The organism is Luteimonas salinisoli, assembly GCF_013425525.1.
In the GTDB taxonomy this organism is placed as follows: domain Bacteria; phylum Pseudomonadota; class Gammaproteobacteria; order Xanthomonadales; family Xanthomonadaceae; genus Luteimonas; species Luteimonas salinisoli.
In genome coordinates, this window is sequence record NZ_JACCKA010000088.1 from 24,362 (window position 1) to 47,391 (window position 23,030).

The window sequence follows — 23,030 nt, forward strand, 5'->3', positions numbered from 1 at the left end:
CTTCCTCCGAAAACTGACTCTGACCCCCTTTTTTCCGGGGCGAGGCGCTTTTTCGAATCGCCAATCGCCAATCTCCCATCACCAGTCACGGCTCCTGGGCCTGCGTTCCGCCCACCGTCAGCCGGTCGATCAACAGCGAAGGCTGCCCGACGCCGACCGGCACGCTCTGGCCGTCCTTGCCGCAGACGCCGACGCCGTCGTCGAGAGCGAAGTCGTTGCCGACCATGGTCACGCGCTGCATCGTCTCCGGGCCGTTGCCGATCAGCGTCGCGCCCTTGACCGGCGCGGTGACGCGGCCGTCCTCGATCAGGTACGCCTCGGTGGCCGAGAACACGTACTTGCCGCTGGTGATGTCGACCTGGCCGCCGCCGAAATTGACCGCGTACAGGCCCTTCTTCACCGAGCGGATCATCTCCTCGCGCTCGTGGGCGCCGCCCAGCATGTAGGTATTGGTCATCCTCGGCATCACCAGGTGCGCGTACGACTCGCGGCGGCCGTTGCCGGTGGGCCGCGCGCCCATCAGCCGGGCGTTGTGCGTGTCCTGCATGTAGCCGGCGAGCACGCCGTCCTCGATCAGCGTGGTGCACTGGGTCGGCGTACCCTCGTCGTCGATGTTGAGCGAGCCCCTGCGGGCCTCCAGGGTGCCGTCGTCGACGATGGTGACGCCCGGCGCGGCCACGCGCTGGCCCATGCGCCCGGCGTAGGTGCTGGTGCCCTTGCGGTTGAAGTCGCCTTCCAGCCCGTGGCCGACGGCCTCGTGCAGGAGCACCCCGGGCCAGCCGGCGCCCAGCACCACCGGCATCACCCCGGCCGGCGCGTCCACCGCCTCCAGGTTCACCAGCGCCTGGCGCAATGCCTCGCGCGCAAAGCTCTCCGGACGGTCGGCGGCCAGCAGTTCCGCGTACGAGTAGCGGCCTCCGTAGCCCGCGGAGCCGGATTCGCGGCGCCCACCCTGCTCGACGATGACCTGCACGTTCAGCCGCACCAGCGGCCGGACGTCTCCGGCCAGCACGCCATCGCTGCGTGCGACCAGCACGGTGTCCACCACGGCGCTCAGGGCCACGACCACCTGGCGCACCCGCGGGTCGGCGGCGCGCAGCATGCGATCGACCCGGCGCAGCGCTTCCACCTTGACGGCACTGCCCAGCGCATCGATCGGATCCTCCGGACGGTACAGCGAACGCCCTGCCCCGGCGACCAGCCCCCGGGCGCCGTGGGCGTTCCCGCTGCGCGCGATCGCCCGCGCCGAGCCCGCCGCGGCCAGCAGCGCATCGGCATTGATCTCGTCGGAATAGGCGAAGCCGGTCTTCTCGCCGGAGATCGCGCGCACGCCCACGCCCTGCTCGATCGAGTGGGCCCCGTCCTTGACGATGCCGTCCTCCACCGTCCAGCCCTCGCGCCGGGTGTGCTGGAAGTAGAGGTCGCCGAAATCGACCCCCGGGCCGAGCAGGGCGGCGAATGCGCGCTCCAGGCCGCGTTCGTCGAGGCCTGCGGGGCCCAGCAGGCGACTGCGGGCGAGCGCGAGCGGGTCCTGCGCGGCGGCGATGGCGGTCCGGGTCGTGTCGTCGGTCATGGCTCTCGATCTTGGGGTGCGGGATGCGGATGGCAAGCGGCCACGGTCAGCCGCCCGATTGCCGGGCATCGCGATCGGCCACGCGCGGCGGCTCCCGGCGGATCACCTCCACCTTGGGCTCGCTCCACGGGCCAGTGACCCGGTAAGTGGTCGCACCGAGCTCGCCGAGCGGCTTCCTGAGCACCGCGTTGGCCACCGCGCCGACCGCCGCGCCCACCGGCCCGGCGGCGATCGCGCCGACCGCGGTCAACAGGTTGCCCGATTTCGGCAGCACGTCGATGGTCTGGTCGTAGGTCCGGGCACGCAGGTCGGCGCTGCCGGCGATGCGGATCTCGGCCGCCGGGCCGTCGATCAGCAGGTCGTCGGCGCGCGCCCGGCCGCGATCGAATCGGACCTCGCCGGCGATCCGGTTGAAGGCGAAACCCCTCTCGAAGAAGTCGCGGAAATCCAGGGTCAGGCGCCGCGGCAGCTCGGCGACGCTGAGCAGGCCGAGCACGCGGCCCGCGCCGGGCTCGATCTCGACCAGTTGCCCGTCCTTCACCTTCAGCGCCAGGGTGCCGTTCACGGCCTCGGCGCGGAACCCGGCGGGGCTGCCCGGCCAGGCCCCGTCCAGCCGCACCTCGCCCTCGCCGCCGCGGATGCGGCCGGCGAGCCCCAGTCCGCCGAGCAACTCGCCGAAATCCTTGCTGCCGATATCGATCGCCAGGCGGGTCCGGGCGCCGCCGCCGCGGCCCGTCCAGTCGCCGTCCGCATCGATGCGCTGGCGTGCCGAGCGCGTCTGCAGCTGCTCCACGCGCAACCCGCCCGGTGTCGGGCGGGTACGCAGCGCGGCCTCGCCCAGTTCCACCCCGCGTACGCGCAGGTCGCCGACCCGCAGGTCGATCGGCGGGATGCGCGCTGGATCCATCGCCTGCGAGGGGTCCGCAGGATCCGCCCGGGGCGCGTCCTCCGGTCGGGGCGCGGAAGCGCGCGGCCCGGCCGCATCGCGCCAGTGCAGGCGCTGGAACTGCCCGGCGAGCGCGCCAGCGGGTCCGCCCGACAGCGACAGCGCGCCCGCCAGCGCGGGGCCGTCGAAACGCAGGGTGGTGGCGACGCCTTCGCGGGCGCCGCGAATGGCGGTCTCGGGGAACGCGCCCCCGAGTAGCAGCAGGCGGTCGACCTGCAGGTCGATGCGCTGCAGGTCGGGCCCGCCGCCCGCATTCGCCGCAGCGGGATCGCCACCGTCGCCGACGCCGGCCGCGGCCACCGCCAGCGCCGCCCATTCCAGCGCGTCCAGCGCGGCGGTCCGGCCGCCGATGGTCAGGCCGGCGTCCGGCGGCGCGGCCGCCTCGGCGCCACCGAGCATGATGCTGGTGCCGTCGCGCGAGCGCAGCGCCAGGCGCTCGCCGAGCCGGACCGACAGCTCCCCATCGCCGAGCGGCAGCGGGGTCTCGATGCGACTGGGCAGCGCCGCCGCCGCCGGCTTGTCCAGGGGCGCGGGCAGCTGCAGGGCGGTGCCGGCCAGCTCGGACGCCATGTGCAGGCGTGCCGGTGCGGACGGCCGCCCCGGGGGCGCGGAAGCCGGGACCGCCACCGCAACGGTCCAGTCGGAAACGCCGCGCACGTGCGGCCGCAGCCAGGCGAGTTCCGGCGCCTGCGCCAGCAGCTCGGCCGCATCCAGCGGGGCGTGCAGCTCGCCCTCGAAGGCCTGGGCAGGATCGCGCACATGCCCTGCTCCGGCGCGCAGCACCAGGGTGCCGGGCCGGCCCTGCTGCAGGGCCGTCAGGCGCTCGGCGGCGAAACCGTGCTCATCGTAGCGAGCCTCGCCGCGCACTTCGTCCAGAACCAGGCCCCATTCCGGCATCCGCGCACGCGCGCCGTGCAGCTGCACGCGGCCGTCGATGCGCGGCCCGCCACCGCCGCCGTGCAGCGGCAGCGTCATCGCGAAGCTCGCATCGGCGGCGCCGGCCACTGCCAGCTGGTCGAGCGCTCCGCCCCTCAGGCCCTGCAGCGGGCTCTCGCGCAACAGCGCCAGCAGCGCAGCCGCATCGGTGCCGGTCCGCGCCTCCACCTGCAGCAGCGCGCGGCCGAAGCGCGGGATGCCGCCCTCGAGCCCGCTGAAGGCCACCTTGCCGAGCGCGCCGCGCCCGCGCACGTCGAAGCCGTCGGCGATGAACCGCACCGTGCCGGAAAGTCCCTGCGCAGCGGGCCAGTCTGGCTGGAACTTCAGCTCCACCCCGTCCAGCTCCGCCTCGGCGTGGAACAGGCCCGGCGCCGGGACCGAGCCCGCCGCCCGGAACGGCCAATCGTCGAGGTCGCCCGAGACCACAGCACGCGCGTTGCGCACCATGCCGTCGACGAGCGCCGAATCGAGCCAGTCGATCGTCGCCTCGGACATTTCATGGCGAATCCAGAAGCGCTTCGCCACCGACACGTGCGCATCGTCCAGACGGGCGGCCAGATCGATGCGCGGCCGGCCGGCGCCGAAACGCAGGCCGCCACGGAGGTCGGCACCGTAGCCGCGGCCGTCGATCCGCAGCGCCGGCGTCTGCACCTGCCAGTGGCCGTCGTCGCGCCAGGCCACCAGGTCGCCGCGCAGGGCGATGTCGTGCGCCTCGCCGAACCCGCTGGGCCAGTCCACGCGCACCCCGGCGTCGGGATCGAACGAAAGCACCAGGCCGTCGCCGCTGCCGTGCAGCGCCCCTTTCACGCCCTGCATCCCGGGGCGGTCGCCGACGCTGGCGAAGGCCAGGTCTTCGATGCGCGCGTGCAGCCGCAGCGCACCGCCGCGCATGCCGGCGAGCTCGACATCGCCCAGTACCGCGGCGGGCCGCGCCCGGCGCAGCCAGTCGCGCAGGCCGGCCGGGATCCGGTCGCTGAGTGCCAGCAGCGCCAGCGCCGGCCCGGCGTCGAGGCGCTCGGCGGCGAAGGCGTAGCGCTCGCCGGCCGCCAGCAGCAGCCCGTCGAGCGATCGTTCTTCGCCATCGTCGCCGGCGATGCGCAGCAGCGGTACGTCGATGCGCCAGCCGCCGCCGGTATCGACCCAGTGCAACTGCGTGCGGATCGCTGCGAAATCGACGCGCGACGGCGCTCCGCCGGCGGTGCGGGTCGAGCGCAGCCCGACCTCCTCCAGCGTCGCGCGCAGGCCGAGCGCGGTGATGCGATGGCCGCGCAGCGTCGCCCATGCCTCGGCACGGCCGTGGCCGTCGTCGACGGCGACTCCGGCGTAGCGCATCAGCGGGGCCCAGCGATCGAGGTCGGCGTCGCGTAGCGCGGCGTAGGCGCGGCCGTCGCCCCCGTCGCGCTCCAGGTCGAACGCCGCGTGGACGGGCGCGCGGTCGTCGGCCATCCAGGCGCGCGCGGCCGCCCGCACCCGGCGGCCGTCCACGCGCAGGCGCAGATCGATCCGCGGCACCGTGGCGTCGATGTCCAGCTCCGGGGCCAGCACGGTCAGGCTGCCGCCGATCACATGCAGCTCGCCGAGCCGCTCCAGCGCCGCGAAGCGGTCGTCGTCAGCCCGGTCGTGTCCCGGCAGGCCGCGTACGCTCCAGCGCCCGTCGCCGTCGCGCTCGAGGGTCAGCGCGAGATCGCGCAGGCGCAACTCGGTCAGCGAGCGCCCCGGCAGCAGCCCGGCATACTGCGCGACCAGGATCTCGGCGGCACCGACCTGCACCGCATCCTCGCCGCTGCCGATGCGCAGACCGTCCAGGCGCAACAGCGGCCCGCGCCTGGTCCACTCGGTCTCCAGCCTGTCGAATCCGATCTTGCGGCCGACGCGCTCGCCGAGCCAGTCCGCGACGCGATCGGGATGCCGCTCCACCAGCGGCAGCATCTGGCTGGTGATGCCGGCGGTCAGCGCCATCAACACCAGCACCACGGCCAGTCCCAGCCACAGCACGCGGCGCAGCGCCCGCAGACGATGGCGCAGCAGGCTCACCGGCGCGCTTCGCGCGCCGGTGGCGCCGGGAATCGGGAACCGGGAATCGGGAATCGGAAAAGCGCTGTCGAGGAGTGCCTGGGAACGTCGATTCCCCGCTTGCACGATCCGGGAGCATCGACATGGACCTGCCCATTCCCGATCCCCGATTCCCGATTCCCGGCCCTAGAGCAGCACGACATCGAACTGTTCCTGCAGGTACTGCTCGTCGGGCTGGAAGCGGATCGACTTGCCCAGGAACTCCTCGAGCTCGGCCACCGCCGCCGATTCCTCGTCGGTGATGCGCGCCACCACCTTGGGCGAGGCGATCACCAGCAGCCGCGCCGCCTCGAACTGGCGCACCGCCCGGGTGATCTCGCGGAAGATCTCGTAGGTCACCGTTTCCGAGGTCTTGAGCATGCCGCGACCGCCGCAGGCGTGGCACGGCTCGCTGAGCTGGCGCTGCAGGCTCTCCACGGTGCGCTTGCGGGTCATCTCCACCAGGCCCAGCGGCGAGAAGTCGTACACCGTGGTCTTGGCATGGTCGCGCGCCAGCGACTTCTCCAGCGTGCGCAATACCTGGCGGCGGTGCTCCGGATCGACCATGTCGATGAAGTCGATGATGATGATTCCGCCCAGGTTGCGCAGCCGCAGCTGGCGCGCCACCGCCTGCGCGGCCTCGAGGTTGGTCCGGTAGACGGTTTCCTCGAGATTGCGCTGGCCCAGGAACGAGCCGGTGTTGACGTCGACCGTGGTCATGGCCTCGGTCTGGTCGATGACCAGGTAGCCGCCCGACTTGAGCGGCACCTCCTTGTCCAGCGCGCGCTGGATCTCGTCCTCGACGCCGTACAGGTCGAACACCGGCCGCTCGCCGCCGTAGTGCTCGATCTTCTCGGCCAGGCCGGGCATGTACTGGGCGGCGAAGGTGCGCAGGCGCTGCCAGGTTTCGCGCGAGTCGACCTTCACCTTCTCCACGTCGCGCCGCATCAGGTCGCGTACGGCACGCATCGGCAGGGTGAGATCCTCGTACACGCAGGCGCCAACGCGCGCTTCGCGCACCTGCTGCTCGACCAGGGCCCAGACCCGCGCCAGGTAGGCGATGTCCTCGGCCAGCGCCTCGGCCGGCTGGCCCTCGGCGTTGGTCCGCACGATGTAGCCGTGGCTGGAGCCGGCCAGCGCCAGTTCGGCCACCAGGCCCTTGAGCCGCGCGCGCTCGGCCTCGTCCTCGATCCGCGCCGAGACCCCGACCACGCTCGACTGCGGCAGCAGCACCAGGTAGCGCGAGGGAATGCTGATCTGGGTGGTCAGGCGGGCGCCCTTGGAGCCGATCGGCTCCTTGACCACCTGCACCACCACGTCCTGGCCCTCGCGCAGCAGCTCGGCGATCGGCAGCACCGGCGGCGGCACCGACAGCGCCGCCGGCTCGCCTTCGATCTCGGCCGGGGGCAGGGATCGCATCACGTCGTTGGCGTGCAGGAACGCGGCGCGGTCCAGGCCGATCTCGACGAACGCCGCCTGCATCCCGGGCATCACCCGCTGCACCCTGCCCTTGTAGATGTTGCCGACCACGCCGCGGCTCCAGCCGCGCTCGATGTGCAGTTCCTGCAGCATGCCGTTCTCGACCACCGCAACGCGGGTCTCGCGCGGGGTCACGTTGACCAGGATCTCCTCGGTCACGGCGCCGCCATCCCGGCATCGGCGGCGATGTCCGCGATGGCGCCAGCGCCGATGTCGGCATCCACGGGAAGCAGGCCGGCGGCGCGAAGCAGGCGGTCCGTCTCGAACAGCGGCAGCCCCATCACGGCCGAATAGCTGCCTTCCAGTCGCTCGACGAACGCCTCGGCCGCGCCCTGGATGGCGTAGGCGCCGGCCTTGCCCATGGCCTCGTCTCCGGCGACGTAGGCGGCGATGCGCGCCTCGGACAGCGGCGCGAAGCGCACCCGCGTCACCGCGACCGCCTCGCGCTCGGTATCCGCCGCGGCGAGGACGACCGCGGAGATCGCCAGATGGTCACGCCCCGACAGCCGTCGCAGCATCGACGCGGCATCATCGCGGTCGACGGGCTTGCCGAACACCACGTCGTCCAGCACCACCTCGGTGTCCGCACCGAGCACGGCGGGTCCTCCGCCGGCGGCGCCGAGCATCCGTAACCCGGCGCGCGCCTTGTCGCGCGCCACCCGGCGCACGTAGGCTTCGGGCGACTCGCCAGCCGCGCGCACTTCCGGGACGTCGACGTGAAGGGGCACGAACGGCACGCCGAGGCGCTCCAGGAGTTCGCGGCGGCGGGGGGATTTCGAGGCGAGATGCAGCATCCGCACAGGATACCCCGCAGCCCCGGCGCGACCGCGCCTTCGCCCGCTTCGACCCCGTTCCGGCTCACGACCCGTTCACCGGTTGGATTCGACCCTGTCCCCCATCGATCGAGGAGATCCGCATGACCCGTCACGCCCTGTTGCCCCTGCTGCTGGCCGCCGCGCTGGCCGCCCCCGCCGCCGTCGCCGTCGCGCAAACACCGACCGGCCCCCAGGCCGCCGTCACCGACGGCACCCTGCTTTCGGTCTCGGCCCAGGCCGAGGCCAGCCGGGTTCCCGACGTGGCCACCCTCTCGGCCGGCGTGGTCACCCAGGCGCCCGATGCCAATGCCGCGCTGCGCGCCAACGCCGCGCAGATGCAGCAGCTGATGGCGGCGGTGCGCAAGGCCGGCATCGCCGAGAAGGACACCCAGACCAGCGGCCTGAACGTCCACCCCCAATACCGCCACGATGGCGACAAAGCGCCGACCATCACCGGCTACCAGGCCAGCAATACCGTTTCGCTGAAGGTCCGCGACATCGGCTCGCTGGGCGACGTGCTCGACGCCCTGGTCGCCAGCGGCGCCAACCAGGTGAACGGACCCAGCTTCGAGATCGACCAGCCCGACGAAGCCTACGACGAGGCGCGCCGCGCCGCCCTGGTCAAGGCGCGCGAGCGTGCGGACATGTATGCCGAATCCCTGGGCCTGCGCGTGCGCCGCATCGTCAGCATCAGCGAAGGCGGCGGGTTCATGCCGCCGCCGAGGCCGATGATGCGGATGCAGGCCGAGGCGATGGACATGGCGGCCTCCAGCCCGGTCTCGCCCGGCGAGAGCACGCTGACCGCCAATCTCGACGTCGTCTTCGAACTGGGACGCTGACGTGACTCCGGAAAAGAACCCCGACAAGTCCACCCCCGCCGGCCGCGACGACGACAAGTCGGGCTACGCCGAACGTCTGCCACGCGACCGCGACGACGCGCGCAACGTCGGCAAGCCGCCGAAGACCGATCCGGACGCCGGGGGCCTGGAGCGCGATCCCGAGGACGATGCGGATCCGGCCGAGGACGACTGACCGCGTCCGCGCGGACACCGGTGGCAGGCGACGGGCGGAAGCGGCGAGGCGACCGCCCGTCGCTTTCGCCACGCCGGCCGTCCGCGCGCGGCTTGCCTGAACCGCCCCGCCGGCGCAGCGTGAAACCGCTGTCGAGCCGGTCGCCGGATGCGGAACCGCCTGACCCCGCACCGCCCGTCCGGCCGTTGTCCGTCACGCACGACAACCCGGAGGTGGATCATGGTCCCGCAGCACGCCCACGCACACGCCCGCCCGCACTCCCGCGCACACGCCCATGCAGCGCCGTCCGTACGCGGCGCCCCTCCGCACCCGGACCCGGTGCGCATCGCCGGGATCAGCGGCACCCTGCTGCTCAACATCGTCGCCCTGGCCCTGCTGCTGGTTCCGATGGCCAACCCGGGGCTGATCGCGCCGCCGGAGGCCGGCCAGCTCGAAATGCGCTGGATCGAGCCGCGGCCGCTGCCGCCGGATCCACCGCCGCCACAGGTGGAGGTGATGCCGCAGCAGCCCGTGCCCCCGCAGATCCGGACCCATTCCCCGCCCCGGGTCGAGGCGCCGGCGATCGCGCCGGTGGTGGTGGATACGGGCCCGCTTGCCGCCACCCCGATCGTCGAGCCGCTGCCGGCGGGACCGCAAGCCCCGGCATTCGACGACCCGGCGACTCCGGCGCAGGGCATGCGGCTGGAATACGCCAGCGCCCCGGCGCCACGCTATCCGAACGAAGCGCTCGCCAAGGGCCTGCAGGGCACGGTACTGCTCGAAGTCCTGGTCGACGTCGACGGCACGCCGATCGAGGTGCGCATCCACCAGAGCAGCGGCCATCGCGTGCTCGACGCCAGCGCACGCCGCCACGTGCTGCGCAACTGGCGGTTCCGGCCGGCCGTACGCGACGGGCAGCCGGTGCAGGCGATCGGCCTGGTGCCGATCGACTTCAGCCTGGAGCGGGGATGAGCCGCTAGGCGCGGTGGTAGGGGTGGTTGGCGAGCATCGCAGCGGCGCGGTAGAGCTGCTCGGCGGCGACCAGGCGCACCAGCATGTGCGGCAGGGTCAGCGGGCCCAGCGACCAGCGCTCGTCGGCGCGCGCCAGCACCTCCGGGGCATGGCCCTCGGGGCCGCCGACCAGCAGCGCCAGGTCGCGCCCCAGGCCACGCCAGTGCTCGAGCCGCTGCGCCAGTTGCTCCGAACTGTAGTCGCGGCCGCGGCCGTCCAGCGCCACTACCTGGGCTTGCCTGGGCAGCGCCGCCAGCACCCGCGCGCCTTCGTCGTGCATCGCGCGCGCGGCGTCGCGGCCCTTGCCGCGCAGGCCGGGCTCGATCTCGACCAGTTCCAGCGGCAGCCAGTGCGACAGCCGCTTGCGGTACTCGGCGAAGCCTTCGGCCACCCACGCGGGCGGTCGCTCGCCAACGGCGACCAGCCGCGCCTTCAACGCGGGGCGGCACTCCCGCCGTCGCCATCCTCCGGCGGCTGGTCGCCGACCGTCCACAGGCGCTCGAGCGCGTAGAACTCGCGGATCCGCGGCAGCATGACGTGCACCACGACGTCGCCGAGATCGACCAGCACCCATTCCGCCTCGCGCTCGCCCTCGACGCCGAGCGGCTGCACGTCGAGACGCTTGGCGTATCGGACCACTTCCTCGGCGATCGACTTGACGTGGCGGCTGGAGGTGCCCGAGGCCACCACCATGTAGTCGCAGACGCTGGTCTTGCCGCGCACGTCGATCTCGACGACGTCCTTGGCCTTGAGCTCGTCGATGGCGTTGCGCACGTGCGCGAGCAGCACCTCGACGGGCGGCGGCGGATCGGGAAGGCGGGTCTTGATGACGTGTGCGGGGCTGGTCAAAGCGCTGGACTCTGGGATGAGCGGCGGATTATAGCGGAGCGGCCGTGTCGCCACCGTCACGATACAGGCCGTGGCGGTCGATGTAGCCGGCCACGGGCGCGGGGACCAGCGCACGCCAGTCGCCGCCGGCGGCGACCAGCGCGCGCAGGCCGGTGGCCGATTCGCCGCTCAGCGGCTGGCCCAGGCGGAGGATGCGGCCGGCCGGCCCGCCTTCCAGCGCCGCGGGGTCCGCGCATCCGCGCGCGTCGAGTTCGGCCGCCAACGGTGCGGGCAGATCGTCGAGCGCGTTTCCGGCACGCTCGGCGACCACCAGGTGGGCAAGGCTGAACAGATCGCGCCAATCCTTCCACGACATCAGCCCGGCGAAGCTGTCGGCACCCATCAGCAACGCCACCGGGGCGGCCGGTTCTGCGCGACGCAGCGCGCGCAGGGTATCGACCGTGTAGCTGCGGCCGTCGCGCTCCAGCTCGCGCAGATCCACGCTCAGGCCGGGCTCTTCCGCCACCGCCAGCCGCAGCATCGCCGCGCGGTGCCGCGCGTCGGCGCCCGGCGGCGGCCGGTGCGGCGGGTCGGCCGCCGGCATCATCCGGACCGGGCGGCGCAGGCGATCGCGCGCGGCACGGGCGATGGCCAGGTGGCCGTTGTGCACAGGGTCGAAGGTGCCGCCGTACAGCAGCAGCAGTCCCGGGCGCCCGGATGTCTCGACGGCGCCGCTCATGCTACGGACCCCACCTGCGCGCTGCGGCGGGCGGATCGCGGCCGCCGCGGATGGACCCGCACGGTCATCCCTGCCCGAGCAGCGTCATCGCGCGCGGCTCGGCGACCGCCAGCAGCAGGCGCTCGAGCACCTGCCAGGCATCCCCGGCGGCGCGGCCCTTGGCGATGCGGTCGATGCGCCCTGCCTCGGCCAGGAACCGCTCCCACCGGCCGGCGCCGTGGCGCTGCAGCGCGCGCCGGTACACCGCCTGTTTCGATTCCCAGACCCGCTGCGCGCGGAACTCTCCGGCCAGGTTGCCTCCGCGCGCCTGCACCTGCGCCAGCGCGGCGGCGCGCTGCAGTTCCATCACCACCATGCCCATCAGCGCCGGCACCGCCTCGCCCTCGGCCCGCAGGCCGCCGAGCATGCGCGAGACCTGCGCGGGCTGGCCGTTGAGCGCGGCGTCGACCAGGCGGAAGACGTCGTAGCGCGCGGCATCGGCCACCAGCGCTTCCATGCGCGCGGCATCGAGGGGGGTGCCGTCGGCGAGCAGCGCCAGCTTGTCGATCTCCTGCGCCGCGGCCAGCAGGTTGCCCTCGACCCGCTCGGCCAGGCGCAGCACCGCGTCGCGGTCCGCGGCCACGCCGCGGCTGCGCAGGCGCCGCTCGATCCATTCGGCCATCTCGTGCGGCTTGACCGCCCAGGCCACCACCACGTGGCCGATCCGTCCGATCGCCTCGCTCCACTTGCCGCCGTGCTGGCGGCTCCACTCGCCGCCGGTGACCAGCAGCAGCACGTCGGCCGGCGGATCCGCGCAGAACCCGGCGATAGCCGCCGATCCCTCCTTGCCCGGCTTGCAGGTCGGCAGGCGCACCTCGACGACGCGTCGGGTGGCGAACAGGCTGGGTGCGCGAAACGTCGCCTCGACGGCGCCCCAGTCGAAGCCGCGGCCGTCGGCCTCGAAGACCTCGCGCTCGGCATAGCCCTCGGCTCTCGCCTTCGCACGCACCGCGTCGGCCGCCTCCAGCACCCGCAGCGGCTCCGGGCCGGCGATCAGGTACGCCGGGCTCAGCGTCCCGCCCTCGAGCTGGGCCGCCAGGCGTTCCGGGGTCAGTTCCACGGCGGGGGCGGGATGCGGGCGGCTGCCGCGGTCACGGCATCGGCTGGCGCGAAGCGCCGTCGATGCGGCGGATGATCGAAGCGGTCATCTCGCGCTCCAGCTCGCGCCCGAGCAGGTCGCGCTCGCTGTCGGTACCGATCAGGTCGTCGGGGCTGGCGATGTAGTCGCGCGCCAGTTCGACCGCCTGCTGCGGCACGATGTCCTCGCCGTCGGCGTCCCGCAGGCTGAAGACCACCGCATAGCGCAGGGCGTACTCCTGTGCCCGGCCGCGGGCGTCGATGCTGATCGGCGTGGACGCCCATCGCTCCGAAAGGATCGCCAGCGTGGCCACGTCCCCGCGCTCGCGGCTGGCGCGGCTGACGTCCGCCCCGGCGCGCGCGAGCGACTGCACCAGCGCCTCGGGCAGCGGGCTGTACGGGTCCCGCGCCACCACCTGGATCGGGCCGAGATCGGGCGGCAGCGACAGCGCGCTGCGCAGATGGAAGCCGCAGGCCGCCAGGGCCAGGGCGAGGAACGCGAGAGCGATGGACCGGATCATGGCCGGAGTCTGGCCGAGGCGGCGGCTGGCGGCAAGATCATCGCGGTTCAGGCAACCACCACGTTCACGATCTTGCCGGGCACCACGATCACCTTGCGCACCGTGCCGTCGCCGATGAAGCGCCCGACATTGGGCTCCGCCAGCGCCTGGGCCTCGATCGCCGCGCGGTCGGCGTCCACCGCCACCTCGATGGTGCCGCGCAGCTTGCCGTTGACCTGCACCGCCAGGGTCACCGCGTCGCGCTGCAGCGCAGCCGGATCCGGCTGCGGGAACGGCAGGTCCTCGAGCAGGGTCTCGGGGTGGCCGAGTCGTTGCCACAACGCGTGGCTGGCGTGGGGGGTGATCGGATTGAGCAGCAGCACGATCGCCTCGAAGGCCTCCTGGCGCAACGCGCGGCCGTTGCCGCTGGGATCCTCGAATTTCGCCAGGTGGTTGAGCAGTTCCATCACCGCGGCGATCGCGGTATTGAAGCTGTGGCGGCGGCCGTAGTCGTCGCCGACCTTCTGGATGGTCTCGTGCAGCTGCCGCCGCAGGGTCGCCTGCGCAGCCGTCAGCGCCTCGCGGTCGAGCGCCGGCACCGCGCCCCCGGCGCCATGGCGGGCCACCTGCGCCCACAGCCGGCGCAGGAACCGCGCCATGCCCTCGACACCGGCCTCGTTCCATTCCAGCGACTGCTCCGGCGGCGCGGCGAACATCGAGAACAGCCGCACCGTGTCCGCCCCGTACTTGTCCACCATCGATTGCGGGTCGACGCCGTTGTTCTTCGACTTGGACATCTTCTCGATGCCGCCGACATGCACCGGCCCGCCGTCGGATTTCGCCCGTGCGCCGGCGATGCGGCCCCGCTCGTCGCGCTCGACCTCCACCTCGGCGGGATTGATCCATTCCCTCGACCCGTCGTCCTGGTCGCGGTAGAAGGTCTCGGCGATCACCATGCCCTGGGTGAGCAGGTTGACCGCAGGCTCGTCGCTGCGCACCAGCCCTGCGTCGCGCATGAGCTTGTGGTAGAAGCGGAAGTACAGCAGGTGCAGGATCGCGTGCTCGATGCCGCCGATGTACTGGTCCACCGGCGTCCAGTAGTCGGCGCGGGCATCGACCATGTCGGCGGCGCCCGGGGAGGTGTAGCGGGCGTAGTACCAGCTCGACTCCATGAAGGTGTCGAAGGTGTCGGTCTCGCGCTCGGCGCCGCCGCCGCACTGCGGGCAGCTGGTCCTGCGCCATTCGGGGTCAGCCTTGAGCGGCGACTGCACCAGGCCGCTGGCGAACGCCGCCTCGACGTCCTCCGGCAACAGCACCGGCAGCTGGTCTTCCGGTACCGGCACCACGCCGCAGGCCTGGCAGTGGATCACCGGGATCGGGCAGCCCCAGTAGCGCTGCCGGCTCACGCCCCAGTCGCGCAGGCGGAAGTTGACCCGCCGGCCGCCGCGGCCCTCGCGTTCGAAGCGCGCGGCCAGGGCGTCGAACGCCTGCTGGAAATCCATGCCGTCCAGCTCGCCCGAGTTGACCAGCCAGCCGCGGCCGGTCCAGGCGCCCTGCTCGGCGATGCCGCGCTGGAAGTCCTCGACCACCTGGACGGCGGCGCGGGTGTCGTAGGCGTCCACGGCGCCGGCTCCGCCCAGGGCGCTGCGCATCGGGTCGGCATGGCTGTCGACGTCGCGACCGACCTCGTCCAGGGCATCGCGCACCTCGTTCGGCACCACCACCATGCGGATCGGCAGCCCGTAGGTCCTGGCGAACTCCCAGTCGCGCTGGTCGTGGCCGGGGACGGCCATCACCGCGCCGGTGCCGTAGCCCATCAGCACGAAATTGGCCACCCAGACCGGGATGCGCTCGCCGGTCAGCGGATGCACCGCGCGCAGGCCGGTGTCCATGCCGCGCTTGACCTGGGTCTCCAGTTCGGCCTCGGACACGCCGCCCCGGCGCAGTTCCGCGACGAAGTCCGCCAGCTCCGGATTGCCGCGGACGGCGTGCTGCGCCAGCGGGTGCTCGGCGGCGACCGAGAGGAAGGTCACGCCCATCAGCGTATCCGGGCGCGTGGTGTAGACCTCGACGCGCTGGTCCAGGCCCTCGATGTCGAAGGCGATCTCCAGCCCCTCGCTGCGGCCGATCCAGTTGCGCTGCATGGTGCGCACCGATTCCGGCCAGCCCTCCAGCGTCTCCAGTCCATCGAGCAGTTCCTGCGCGTAGTCGGTGATCTTCAGGAACCACTGCGGGATCTCCCGCTTCTCCACCGGCGCGCCCGAGCGCCAGCCGCGGCCGTCGACGACCTGCTCGTTGGCCAGCACGGTCTGGTCGATCGGGTCCCAGTTGACCACCGCATTGCGGCGGTAGGCCAGGCCCTTCTTCAGCAGGCGCACGAACATGCGCTGCTCGTGCACGTAGTAGTCGGGCCGGCAGGTGGCGAACTCGCGGCTCCAGTCGATCGCGTAGCCCAGCGACTTGAGCTGCGCGCGCATGTGGTCGATGTTGGCGTAGGTCCACTTCGCCGGCGCCGTGCGGTTCTTGATCGCCGCATTCTCGGCGGGCAGGCCGAAGGCGTCCCAGCCCATCGGCTGCAGCACGTTCTTGCCGGTCATCCGCTGGTAGCGGCTGATCACGTCGCCGATGGTGTAGTTGCGCACATGGCCCATGTGAAGGGCCCCGGACGGGTACGGCAGCATCGACAGGCAGTAGAACTTCGGCCTCGGGTCGTCTTCGCCGACCTCGAAAGCGCGAGTGGCGTCCCAGAAGCGCTGGGCGTCCGTCTCGAGGGCGGCGGGCTGGTAGGCGGACGGATCGGCTGCGGGAGACGCTTCGGACACGGCGGGCATCGCGGGACGAGGACCGGCAAGCGTACCGCAGCGCAACACGCCCCGCCACGCGCCGGCGCGGGGGCCTTCCCCGGGCCTGGCCCCGGCCCCGGCGCCGGCCGCGCTGTGCTTCAATTCACGCCTCTTCACCGGGGAACCACACCATGTCCGTACCCAACGTCCGCGCCGCGCTCGCTGCCCTGGCCCTGCTCCTCCCCGTCGCCGCGGCGGCGGCCGGGCCCAGCGCCGTGCACTGCGGCAAGTTGTTCGACGCGCGCAGCGGGCGGATGCTGGGGCCGCACACGATCCTGGTGCGCGACGGCCGCATCGACTCGCTGGTCTCCGGCGGCAATGCCAGCGTCCAGGGCGTCGAGGACATCGACCTGCGCGACCGCGTCTGTCTGCCCGGCTGGACCGACCTGCACGTGCACCTGGGTTCGCAATCGAGCCCGCAGAGCTATTCGGAGGGGTTCCGGCTGGACCCGGTGGACTACGCGTTCCGCGCGGTCGGCTACGCCGAGAAGACCCTGCTGGCCGGCTTCACCAGCGTCCGCGACCTCGGCGGCGAGGTCGCGCCGCACCTGCGCGACGCGATCAATCAGGGCCTGGTGCGGGGGCCGCGGATCTTCGCCGCCGGCAAGTCCATCGCCACCACCGGCGGCCATGCGGATCCCAGCAACGGCTACAACTCGATGTTGTCGCACCTCATGGGCCCGCCGGGTCCGACCGAAGGGGTGATCAACTCGGCCGACGACGCGCGTCAGGCGGTGCGCCAGCGCTACAAGGACGGCAGCGACGTGATCAAGATCACCGCCACCGGCGGAGTGCTCTCCTACGCCCGCTCCGGCGACGCTCCGCAGTTCACCGAGGACGAGGTGCGCGCGGTGGTCGAAACCGCCCGCGACTACGGCTACCGCGTCGCCGCCCACGCCCACGGCACCGAGGGCATGCTGCGCGCGGTCGAGGCGGGAGTGACCAGCATCGAGCACGGCACTCACATGACCGACGAGGTGATGCGGCTGATGAAGCAGCGCGGTACCTGGTACGTACCGACCATCCACGCCGGCCGCTTCGTCGCCGACAAGGCGAAAGAGGACGGTTACTTTCCGGAGATCGTGCGGCCCAAGGCCGCGGCCATCGGCGCGCAGATCCAGGAGACCTTCGCCCGCGCCTGGCGCGCCGGCGTGCCGATCGCCTTCGGCACCGACATGGGCGTAGGCCCTCACGGCGACAACGCGCGCGAGTTCCTCTACATGGTCGAGGCCGGCATGCCTGCCGCCGAGGCCCTGCAGGCGGCCACCGTGCACGCCGCCGAGGTGCTGGGCGTGGACGACCAGGGCGTGATCGCGCCGGGCCGTCGCGCCGACATCATCGCCCTGGCGGCCGATCCGCTGGAGGACATCCAGGCCGTGCTCGACGTGCGCTTCGTGATGAAGGACGGCGAGGTGTTTCTCGGCCCCGGGACCCGATGAGCGCGGAATGGCTCGGCTACGCGGCAGCGGTGCTCACCAGCATCGCCTTCGTGCCGCAGGCGATCAAGACGGTGCGCAGCCGCGATACCCGCAGCATCTCGCTCGGCATGTACGTGGTGTTCACCGTCGGGGTGGGGTTCTGGTTCGCCTATGGCGTGGCGCTGATGTCCTGGCCGATGATCCTCGCCAACAGCGTCACCTTCGCGCTGGCGGCGACCATCCTCGGGCTCAAGCTGCGCTACGGTTGAGCGCGGCCGCCAGCCGCCACGGCGCCAGCGCCAGCCAGCCGAACCAGGCCGCGAACGCCAGCCGCTGCGCCAGCGCCGGCGGCAGCGACTCGAGCGGCGCCAGCGCCAGCCCAGCGACCGCTGCCGCCGCCACCGGCCCGGCGATCCGCAGCCGCGGCACCGCCGCCAGCAGCAGCGCTCCGGGTACGAAAGCCACCCACCACAGCGTCCAGGCGCTGCCGTGCAGCCGGCCGCTGCCGCCGTCGAGTTCGCGCAGGTCCAGCGGCAGGAACCCCTGCGCGGCGAACGCCAGCGTCGAGAGCAGCAACAGGCGCGCGCCGATGCGCGGAGCCCATCCCGACGCCGGCGGCAGATCGCGGTAGACCGCGAGCGCCGCTACCGCCGCCAGCAGTCCGGGCAGCGCCAGCCCCAGCGCGTTGAACGCCGTCGCGCCCGGCACGCCGCGGGCACCGAGCAGCGCCACGGGGTGCAGCAGGTGCGAATAGCCCTGCGGCAGCAGCGCGAAGCCCGCCACCGCTCCGGCGAACAGCACCCCCGCCAGCCATCCCGCATGCCGGGCCATCGACCACCAACGGTTGACCGTCACGTTTCCTCCGGATTCTCGCGCACGCCCGGCGCGCGCGGGCGAAGTCCGCCCGGCGCCGGCGGCGACCGGCCGCACCGCAGGCGGTTGGATTCGCCGCCATCTGGCACCATCTGCTCCTGACGCTATCAGGAAATCGCCGAATGTCCGCAGAGTCCCCCGCCAATCCGCACGTCTTCGACGCCACCGCCGCCAATTTCGAGACCGAAGTGCTGCAGAAGTCGCTGCAGACTCCGGTCCTGATCGATTTCTGGGCCGAGTGGTGCGGGCCGTGCAAGACCCTGGGTCCGATCCTCGAGAAGCTGGCGGCCGAGTACAACGGCGCCTTCCTGCTGGCCAAGGTGGACGTGGACAGCGAGCAGCAGCTCGCCGCGGCCTTCCAGGTGCGTTCGATTCCGACCGTGTTCCTGCTGGTCGGCGGCCAGCCCGTCGACGGTTTCCCGGGCGCCCTGCCGGAGGGGCAGCTGCGCGAGTTCCTGCAGCGCCACGGCATCGAGCCGGCAGCGCCGGCGCTGGCAGGGATCGAGGCCGCCGGCGCCGATGCGGCCCCGCCTCCCCCGCCCGACCCCCACACCGAGGTGCAGCGGCTGCGTCGCGAGGTGGAAGCCGCGCCGGATCGCGACGAGCTCAAGCTGGACCTCGCCCTCGCTCTGCTGCGTACCGGCGCGGCCGCCGAGGCCGAGGGGCTGCTCGACGCCCTGCCCGCCAACCTGGCCACCGACGAGCGCAGCGTACGGGCGCGTGCGAGCCTGGGCTTCGCCGCACTGCTGCAGGACGCCCCGCCGCCGGAGACCCTGGAAGCGGCGGTCTCCGCCGATCCCGACGATCTGCGCGCCCGCCACCTGCTCGGCGCCCATCGCCTCGTCGCCGGGAACGCCGAGGCGGGCCTCGAACAGTTCATCGAGATGCTGCAGCGCGATGCCGGATACGAGGATGGGCTGCCCAGGCGGGTGCTGATCGACGCTTTCCGCGTGATCGACGATGCCGCGCTGGTCGGCCGCTACCGCAGGCGCATGGCTTCGCTGCTGTTCTGAGCCGCAGCCGGCAGGCGCGCGCCTGGGAGGCGCCCGGTGCTGCGGAACGCCTCGCCCCGCCGGCGATGCGGCGCCCCCCGACCGGGCATGGCAGCTCCCGTAGAGCCGAGCTTGCTCGGCTGCTCCGCCTCGGCTGCTCCGCCTCGGCTGCTCCGCCTCGGCTGCGCGGCCTCGGCTGCGCGGCCTCGGCTGCGCGGCCTCGGCAGTCGCGAAGCGAAGGGCGATTTCGCTCGACCGCGCGGGGGCGGGAGCCGCGCCGGGTGCTCGAATCCCGACCCCGCACGGTCCATACCATCGCGTATGGTAGCCTTGGATCCCGCCCATCGGCCTAGCCATCGATGAAGCCCAGCACCCTGCGCCTGGTCATGAACCTGTGGCCGCCGTTCCTGTTCTCGGGCATCCACGTCGACCGCATCGGCGTCGACTGGCGCAGCGCCCGGGTCGAGCTGCGGATGCGTCCGTGGAACCGCAACTACGTGGGCACCCACTTCGGCGGCAGCCTGTTCTCGATGACCGATCCGTTCTGGATGCTGCTGGTCAAGGAGTCGCTCGGGCGCGACTACATGGTCTGGGACCGCGCCGCGGAGATCGAATTCCTGAGCCCCGGGCGCGGCACGGTCCACGCGGAATTCGCCGTCGACGAGGACATCCTGCGCACGATGCGCCAGGCCACCGCCGGCGGCGACAAGTACCTGCACTGGTTCGCCACCGACATCGTCGACGCCGCGGGCGAGGTGGTCGCGCGGCTGCGCAAGCAGATCTACGTGCGCCGCAAGAAAGGGCGCTAGAAAAATCCCCAGTCCGCCGCCGGCTCGCGCAGTTCGGGGGGAAGCATCGCTCTCCACTCGTCCACTGCCGTCCCGTAGAGCGAGATCCTCAAGCCCGTCCCGTCGGGGGTGAACGCGAGGCCGCGCGCTGCTTCCGCGCACCGGCAGGCCCGCCATTCCCGCCTCGTCCTGCCATGCGCCCGAGCTCGCGCGCACGCTCCGGACCCGTGATCCGGGTTCACAAAGCCATGGCGCAGGATCGCTATGCTTCCCGATGGAGACAGGGGGCCGGATGTCGGAAGGATCGAGCCAGCGCGACGACGCGCCGCTGCCGGAGATTGCCGGATACAGGCTGCTGCGCGTGATCGCGCACGGAGGCATGTCGACCGTCTATCTCGCCCGACAGGAGGCGCTCGGGCGCGAGGTGGCGATCAAGGTGATGCGCCCGGAGGCGCTGTCGGACGAGGTCAGCAGGCGCCGCTTCGAGAACGAGGCGCGCACCATCGGACGCCTCGAGCACCCGCACATCGTCGGCATCTACCAGATCGGCCGCACCGCTGCGGACCTGCCCTACTACGTGATGCCGCACATGCCGCGCGGTCACCTGGGGCAGCGCGATTTCCGCGGCCACGAGGAACGCGTGCGCGAGATCCTGCGCGCGTTGCTTTCCGCGCTCTCCTACGCGCATGCGCGCGGCGTGATCCATCGCGACGTCAAGGCGGAGAACGTCCTGTTCGACGAAGCCGAACGCCCCCTGCTGGCGGATTTCGGCATCGCCCTGCGTCGCGGCTACGGCAGCCGCGTCACCAGTGCCGGGCTGGCGTTGGGCAGCACCGCCTACATGGCGCCGGAACAAGCGCGCGGCGAGGAGGTGGACCCGCGCGCCGACCTCTATAGCGTCGGCGTGCTGGCCTGGGAGATGTTGACCGGCGAGCTGCCGTTCAAGGCCGGCGATGCGCTGTCGATGGCGGTGATGCATGCCCAGGACCCGGTTCCCAGGCTTCCGCGCCAGCTGCGCCACTGGCAGCGCTTCATCGACAAGGCGATGGCCAAGGGGCCGCTCAAGCGCCACCTCGATGCCGACGACATGCTGCGCGCCCTCGAACGCGTCTCGCGTCGCGGCCCGCGAAGGACCGACGCCCTGCAGGACGCGCTCCGGACGATCCCGGCGCGGCTGCGCGCGCTGCCGCGCGCGTCGTGGATCGTCGCCGGCCTCGCCGTCGCGGCCGCTGCCGGCCTGGCGCTGCGCCAGACCGGCAGCGATCCCGGCAGCGAATTCTTTCGTGCCGGCAACGCCGAAGCCCAGGTGTCCGCAGGGCGGGGCCTGCCGTCGCCCACCGCGGGCGGGGCGGGCATGCTGGCCAATCCGGACGACGCGCTGCTGCGCGCCGCGCCGGAGTCGCAGGCCAGCAGGCTGATCGCCGCCGCCGAGCGGCAGATCCGCGCGGGCCGCCTGTACGCGCCACGCAACGACAACGCCTTCGACAACCTCGCCAATGCCGCAGCGGCGGACCCCGATCACCTGCAACTGCCGCAGGCGGTTGCGGCGCTAGCCTCGGCGCTCGCCGCCGAGGCCAGGCGCAGGATCGGCGCCGGCGACACCGACGCAGCGGTGGAGCCGCTGCGTCGGCTGGCGCGGATGTCGGAACGGATGCCTCCGGACACCCTCGCCGGCCTCGCCGATCTGCGTCGCAAGGCGGCCGCGGCGATGACTGCGCGCATCGACGCCGAGGCCGCACGCTTCGACCGCGACGCGGCGCTGAAAGTGGCCGGACTGGCGCGCAGCGCAGCTCTGGACGAGGGCGCCGTCGACGCGCTGCGCCGGCGCGCCGCGGCGATTCCGGCCGTCGGCGAGCGGATCCCCGGCGAGGCCGCGGAGATGATCGTGATGCGCAAGGGCGACGACGCCTACGCGATCGCGCGGCGCACGGTCGGGGTCGACGAGTACCGCCGCTTCGCCGGGGCCACCGGCCGCGACGCGTCGCTGTGCCGCGAGCGCGCCTCGGTGCTGCGGGTGTTCTCGCCGCGCGACTGGACATCGCCGGGGTACGCGCAGGACGGCGGCGACGCCGTGGTCTGCGTGTCGTGGGCCGATGCCGACGCGTACGCGCGCTGGCTGGGCGAGCGCAACGGCCACCGCTACCGGCTGCCCACCGCGAGCGAGGCGCGCGGCCTGGCGCACCACGCCGGCGCCACGGCCGTCGCCGAGTGGCTGCTCGATTGCAGCAGCGCCGGCTGCGCGCGCCGCCAGATCCGCGGCGCGAGCTGGCGCCAGGACGCCGGCACCCGCGACGGCGACGCCGCGCGCGGCTACGACGACGTCGGCTTCAGGCTGGTGCGCGAGCCCTGAATCGATCGGCGCACGGGGCTAAGATGTGCCCATGTCGCACCCGCCATCGCTCGCGCGGCGCCTGCAGCGCCTGTTTCTCGCCGGACTGCTCACCCTGCTGCCGATCTGGCTGACCTGGGTGGTGGTCAAGTTCGTCTTCGTATTGCTGGGCGACGCCAGCAAGCCATGGGTCGCCCCGCTGTCGCGGCGGATCGCGGCCTGGTTCCCCGACTCGATGGGCTGGGTCAATGCGCTCTGGGTGCAGAATTTCATCGCCCTGGTCGCCACCGTCGCGGCGATCCTCGGCGCCGGCTGGCTGACCCGGCGTGTGGTCGGCCAGCGCATGCTGGGCTGGTTCGAACGGCTGATCGCGCGCATCCCGCTCGCCAGCACCATCTATTCCAGCGCGCGCAAGCTGCTGGACATCCTGCAGACCAAGCCCGGGACCACCCAGCGCGTGGTGCTGATCGATTTCCCGCATCCGCAGATGAAGTCGGTGGGCCTGGTGACGCGGGTGATGCGCGAAATCGGCAGCGGCCGCGAACTGGCCGCGGTCTACGTGCCGACCACGCCGAATCCGACGTCCGGCTACCTCGAGATCGTCCCGGTCGAGATGCTCACGCCGACCGACTGGACCGTGGACGAGGCGATGGCGTTCATCATTTCCGGCGGCGCCTCGGCGCCCGATACGATCCCGTTCTCGCCCCCCGGACAGCGCCCATCGCCCTGAGCGGGCCGAATGACCTTTGGCCCATGTCCGCCGGCGGCCGAGCGGCGAGGC

20 protein-coding genes are annotated in these 23,030 nt (G+C 72.7%); 9 read left to right on the top strand and 11 right to left on the bottom strand.

What is annotated here, in order from left to right:
* Positions 1 to 85 precede the first annotated feature (85 nt).
* The 4 genes from tldD to H0E84_RS16930 all read right to left on the bottom strand — a co-directional run bounded on the left by tldD (position 86) and on the right by H0E84_RS16930 (position 7,780).
* A complete protein-coding gene (gene tldD, locus H0E84_RS16915; protein WP_180679828.1) occupies positions 86 to 1,573 on the bottom strand; it encodes a metalloprotease TldD in 1,488 nt (495 codons plus the stop codon).
* Positions 1,574 to 1,619: 46 nt separating this feature from the next.
* Complete coding sequence (locus H0E84_RS16920; protein ID WP_180679829.1) at positions 1,620 to 5,489, bottom strand: YhdP family protein; 3,870 nt, start codon at positions 5,487 to 5,489, stop codon at positions 1,620 to 1,622.
* 165 nt (positions 5,490 to 5,654) lie between these two features.
* On the bottom strand, positions 5,655 to 7,145 hold the full coding sequence (rng, locus tag H0E84_RS16925; protein WP_180679830.1) for a ribonuclease G: 1,491 nt from the start codon (positions 7,143 to 7,145) through the stop codon (positions 5,655 to 5,657).
* On the bottom strand, positions 7,142 to 7,780 hold the full coding sequence (locus H0E84_RS16930) for a Maf family protein (RefSeq protein WP_219339805.1): 639 nt from the start codon (positions 7,778 to 7,780) through the stop codon (positions 7,142 to 7,144). The genes rng and H0E84_RS16930 overlap by 4 nt, the downstream gene beginning before the upstream one ends.
* Positions 7,781 to 7,902: 122 nt before the next feature.
* Here H0E84_RS16930 and H0E84_RS16935 point away from each other — a divergent pair, with 122 nt between their 5' ends.
* From H0E84_RS16935 to H0E84_RS16945, 3 genes are all read left to right on the top strand, one after another.
* On the top strand, positions 7,903 to 8,640 hold the full coding sequence (locus H0E84_RS16935; RefSeq protein WP_180679832.1) for an SIMPL domain-containing protein: 738 nt from the start codon (positions 7,903 to 7,905) through the stop codon (positions 8,638 to 8,640).
* 1 nt (position 8,641) lies between these two features.
* Complete coding sequence (locus H0E84_RS16940) at positions 8,642 to 8,833, top strand: hypothetical protein (RefSeq protein ID WP_180679833.1); 192 nt, start codon at positions 8,642 to 8,644, stop codon at positions 8,831 to 8,833.
* Between the two features lie 219 nt (positions 8,834 to 9,052).
* Positions 9,053 to 9,784, top strand: coding sequence for an energy transducer TonB (locus tag H0E84_RS16945; RefSeq protein ID WP_180679834.1), 732 nt, complete (start codon positions 9,053 to 9,055; stop codon positions 9,782 to 9,784).
* A 4-nt stretch (positions 9,785 to 9,788) separates the two neighbouring features.
* Here the strand turns inward: H0E84_RS16945 and rlmH are convergent, their stop codons facing one another.
* The 6 genes from rlmH to leuS all read right to left on the bottom strand — a co-directional run bounded on the left by rlmH (position 9,789) and on the right by leuS (position 15,837).
* Positions 9,789 to 10,259 carry a 23S rRNA (pseudouridine(1915)-N(3))-methyltransferase RlmH gene (rlmH, locus tag H0E84_RS16950; protein WP_180679835.1) on the bottom strand — a complete coding sequence of 157 codons (471 nt, stop codon included), beginning with the start codon at positions 10,257 to 10,259 and terminating at the stop codon, positions 9,789 to 9,791.
* Positions 10,256 to 10,672: a ribosome silencing factor gene (gene rsfS / locus H0E84_RS16955; RefSeq protein WP_180679836.1), complete on the bottom strand. Its 417-nt coding sequence runs from the start codon at positions 10,670 to 10,672 to the stop codon at positions 10,256 to 10,258. The genes rlmH and rsfS overlap by 4 nt, the downstream gene beginning before the upstream one ends.
* 28 nt (positions 10,673 to 10,700) lie before the next feature.
* Positions 10,701 to 11,390 carry a nicotinate-nucleotide adenylyltransferase gene (gene nadD / locus H0E84_RS16960; RefSeq protein ID WP_180679837.1) on the bottom strand — a complete coding sequence of 230 codons (690 nt, stop codon included), beginning with the start codon at positions 11,388 to 11,390 and terminating at the stop codon, positions 10,701 to 10,703.
* A gap of 64 nt (positions 11,391 to 11,454) precedes the next feature.
* Entirely contained in the window at positions 11,455 to 12,489 is a 1,035-nt protein-coding gene (holA, locus tag H0E84_RS16965) for a DNA polymerase III subunit delta (RefSeq protein WP_180679838.1), read from the bottom strand.
* 31 nt (positions 12,490 to 12,520) lie between these two features.
* The gene (locus H0E84_RS16970) at positions 12,521 to 13,027 is read right to left on the bottom strand and encodes an LPS-assembly lipoprotein LptE (RefSeq protein WP_180679839.1); all 507 of its coding nucleotides are present in this window, start codon (positions 13,025 to 13,027) and stop codon (positions 12,521 to 12,523) included.
* Positions 13,028 to 13,074: 47 nt separating this feature from the next.
* Positions 13,075 to 15,837, bottom strand: a complete 2,763-nt coding sequence (gene leuS, locus H0E84_RS16975) for a leucine--tRNA ligase (protein WP_180679840.1) — start codon at positions 15,835 to 15,837, stop codon at positions 13,075 to 13,077.
* Positions 15,838 to 15,980: 143 nt separating this feature from the next.
* On the opposite strand from leuS, the gene H0E84_RS16980 reads away from it, so the two are divergent.
* Positions 15,981 to 17,288 (top strand): metal-dependent hydrolase family protein, encoded by a 1,308-nt coding sequence (locus H0E84_RS16980; RefSeq protein ID WP_180679841.1) that lies wholly within the window; start codon positions 15,981 to 15,983, stop codon positions 17,286 to 17,288.
* Entirely contained in the window at positions 17,285 to 17,536 is a 252-nt protein-coding gene (locus H0E84_RS16985) for a SemiSWEET transporter (RefSeq protein WP_180679842.1), read from the top strand. Before H0E84_RS16980 ends, H0E84_RS16985 begins: the two co-directional genes overlap by 4 nt.
* Here H0E84_RS16985 and H0E84_RS16990 read toward each other — a convergent pair.
* Positions 17,517 to 18,098 carry a DUF998 domain-containing protein gene (locus tag H0E84_RS16990; protein WP_180679883.1) on the bottom strand — a complete coding sequence of 194 codons (582 nt, stop codon included), beginning with the start codon at positions 18,096 to 18,098 and terminating at the stop codon, positions 17,517 to 17,519. The two genes, H0E84_RS16985 and H0E84_RS16990, sit on opposite strands and share 20 nt — an antisense overlap.
* Positions 18,099 to 18,262: 164 nt before the next feature.
* Here H0E84_RS16990 and trxA point away from each other — a divergent pair, with 164 nt between their 5' ends.
* The 4 genes from trxA to H0E84_RS17010 all read left to right on the top strand — a co-directional run bounded on the left by trxA (position 18,263) and on the right by H0E84_RS17010 (position 22,979).
* Positions 18,263 to 19,153, top strand: coding sequence for a thioredoxin (gene trxA, locus H0E84_RS16995; RefSeq protein WP_180679843.1), 891 nt, complete (start codon positions 18,263 to 18,265; stop codon positions 19,151 to 19,153).
* A 338-nt stretch (positions 19,154 to 19,491) separates the two neighbouring features.
* Positions 19,492 to 19,941: a DUF4442 domain-containing protein gene (locus H0E84_RS17000; RefSeq protein WP_180679844.1), complete on the top strand. Its 450-nt coding sequence runs from the start codon at positions 19,492 to 19,494 to the stop codon at positions 19,939 to 19,941.
* A gap of 271 nt (positions 19,942 to 20,212) precedes the next feature.
* Positions 20,213 to 22,270, top strand: coding sequence for a bifunctional serine/threonine-protein kinase/formylglycine-generating enzyme family protein (locus H0E84_RS17005; protein WP_180679845.1), 2,058 nt, complete (start codon positions 20,213 to 20,215; stop codon positions 22,268 to 22,270).
* A 31-nt stretch (positions 22,271 to 22,301) separates the two neighbouring features.
* Positions 22,302 to 22,979 carry a DUF502 domain-containing protein gene (locus H0E84_RS17010; RefSeq protein WP_180679846.1) on the top strand — a complete coding sequence of 226 codons (678 nt, stop codon included), beginning with the start codon at positions 22,302 to 22,304 and terminating at the stop codon, positions 22,977 to 22,979.
* The last annotated feature ends 51 nt before the right edge of the window (positions 22,980 to 23,030 follow it).

Bases quoted from the DNA above. Each gene is read 5' to 3' on its own strand.
- H0E84_RS16935 (WP_180679832.1), top strand. From the start codon at position 7,903: ATGACCCGTCACGCCCTGTTGCCCCTGCTGCTGGCCGCCGCGCTGGCC.
- nadD (WP_180679837.1), bottom strand. From the start codon at position 11,390: ATGAGCGGCGCCGTCGAGACATCCGGGCGCCCGGGACTGCTGCTGCTG.
- trxA (WP_180679843.1), top strand. From the start codon at position 18,263: ATGTCCGCAGAGTCCCCCGCCAATCCGCACGTCTTCGACGCCACCGCC.
- H0E84_RS17005 (WP_180679845.1), top strand. From the start codon at position 20,213: ATGTCGGAAGGATCGAGCCAGCGCGACGACGCGCCGCTGCCGGAGATT.
- H0E84_RS17000 (WP_180679844.1), top strand. From the start codon at position 19,492: ATGAAGCCCAGCACCCTGCGCCTGGTCATGAACCTGTGGCCGCCGTTC.
- tldD (WP_180679828.1), bottom strand. From the start codon at position 1,573: ATGACCGACGACACGACCCGGACCGCCATCGCCGCCGCGCAGGACCCG.
- H0E84_RS16990 (WP_180679883.1), bottom strand. From the start codon at position 18,098: ATGGCCCGGCATGCGGGATGGCTGGCGGGGGTGCTGTTCGCCGGAGCG.
- H0E84_RS17010 (WP_180679846.1), top strand. From the start codon at position 22,302: ATGTCGCACCCGCCATCGCTCGCGCGGCGCCTGCAGCGCCTGTTTCTC.
- H0E84_RS16930 (WP_219339805.1), bottom strand. From the start codon at position 7,780: ATGCTGCATCTCGCCTCGAAATCCCCCCGCCGCCGCGAACTCCTGGAG.
- leuS (WP_180679840.1), bottom strand. From the start codon at position 15,837: ATGCCCGCCGTGTCCGAAGCGTCTCCCGCAGCCGATCCGTCCGCCTAC.
- H0E84_RS16980 (WP_180679841.1), top strand. From the start codon at position 15,981: ATGTCCGTACCCAACGTCCGCGCCGCGCTCGCTGCCCTGGCCCTGCTC.
- H0E84_RS16985 (WP_180679842.1), top strand. From the start codon at position 17,285: ATGAGCGCGGAATGGCTCGGCTACGCGGCAGCGGTGCTCACCAGCATC.
- H0E84_RS16970 (WP_180679839.1), bottom strand. From the start codon at position 13,027: ATGATCCGGTCCATCGCTCTCGCGTTCCTCGCCCTGGCCCTGGCGGCC.
- H0E84_RS16945 (WP_180679834.1), top strand. From the start codon at position 9,053: ATGGTCCCGCAGCACGCCCACGCACACGCCCGCCCGCACTCCCGCGCA.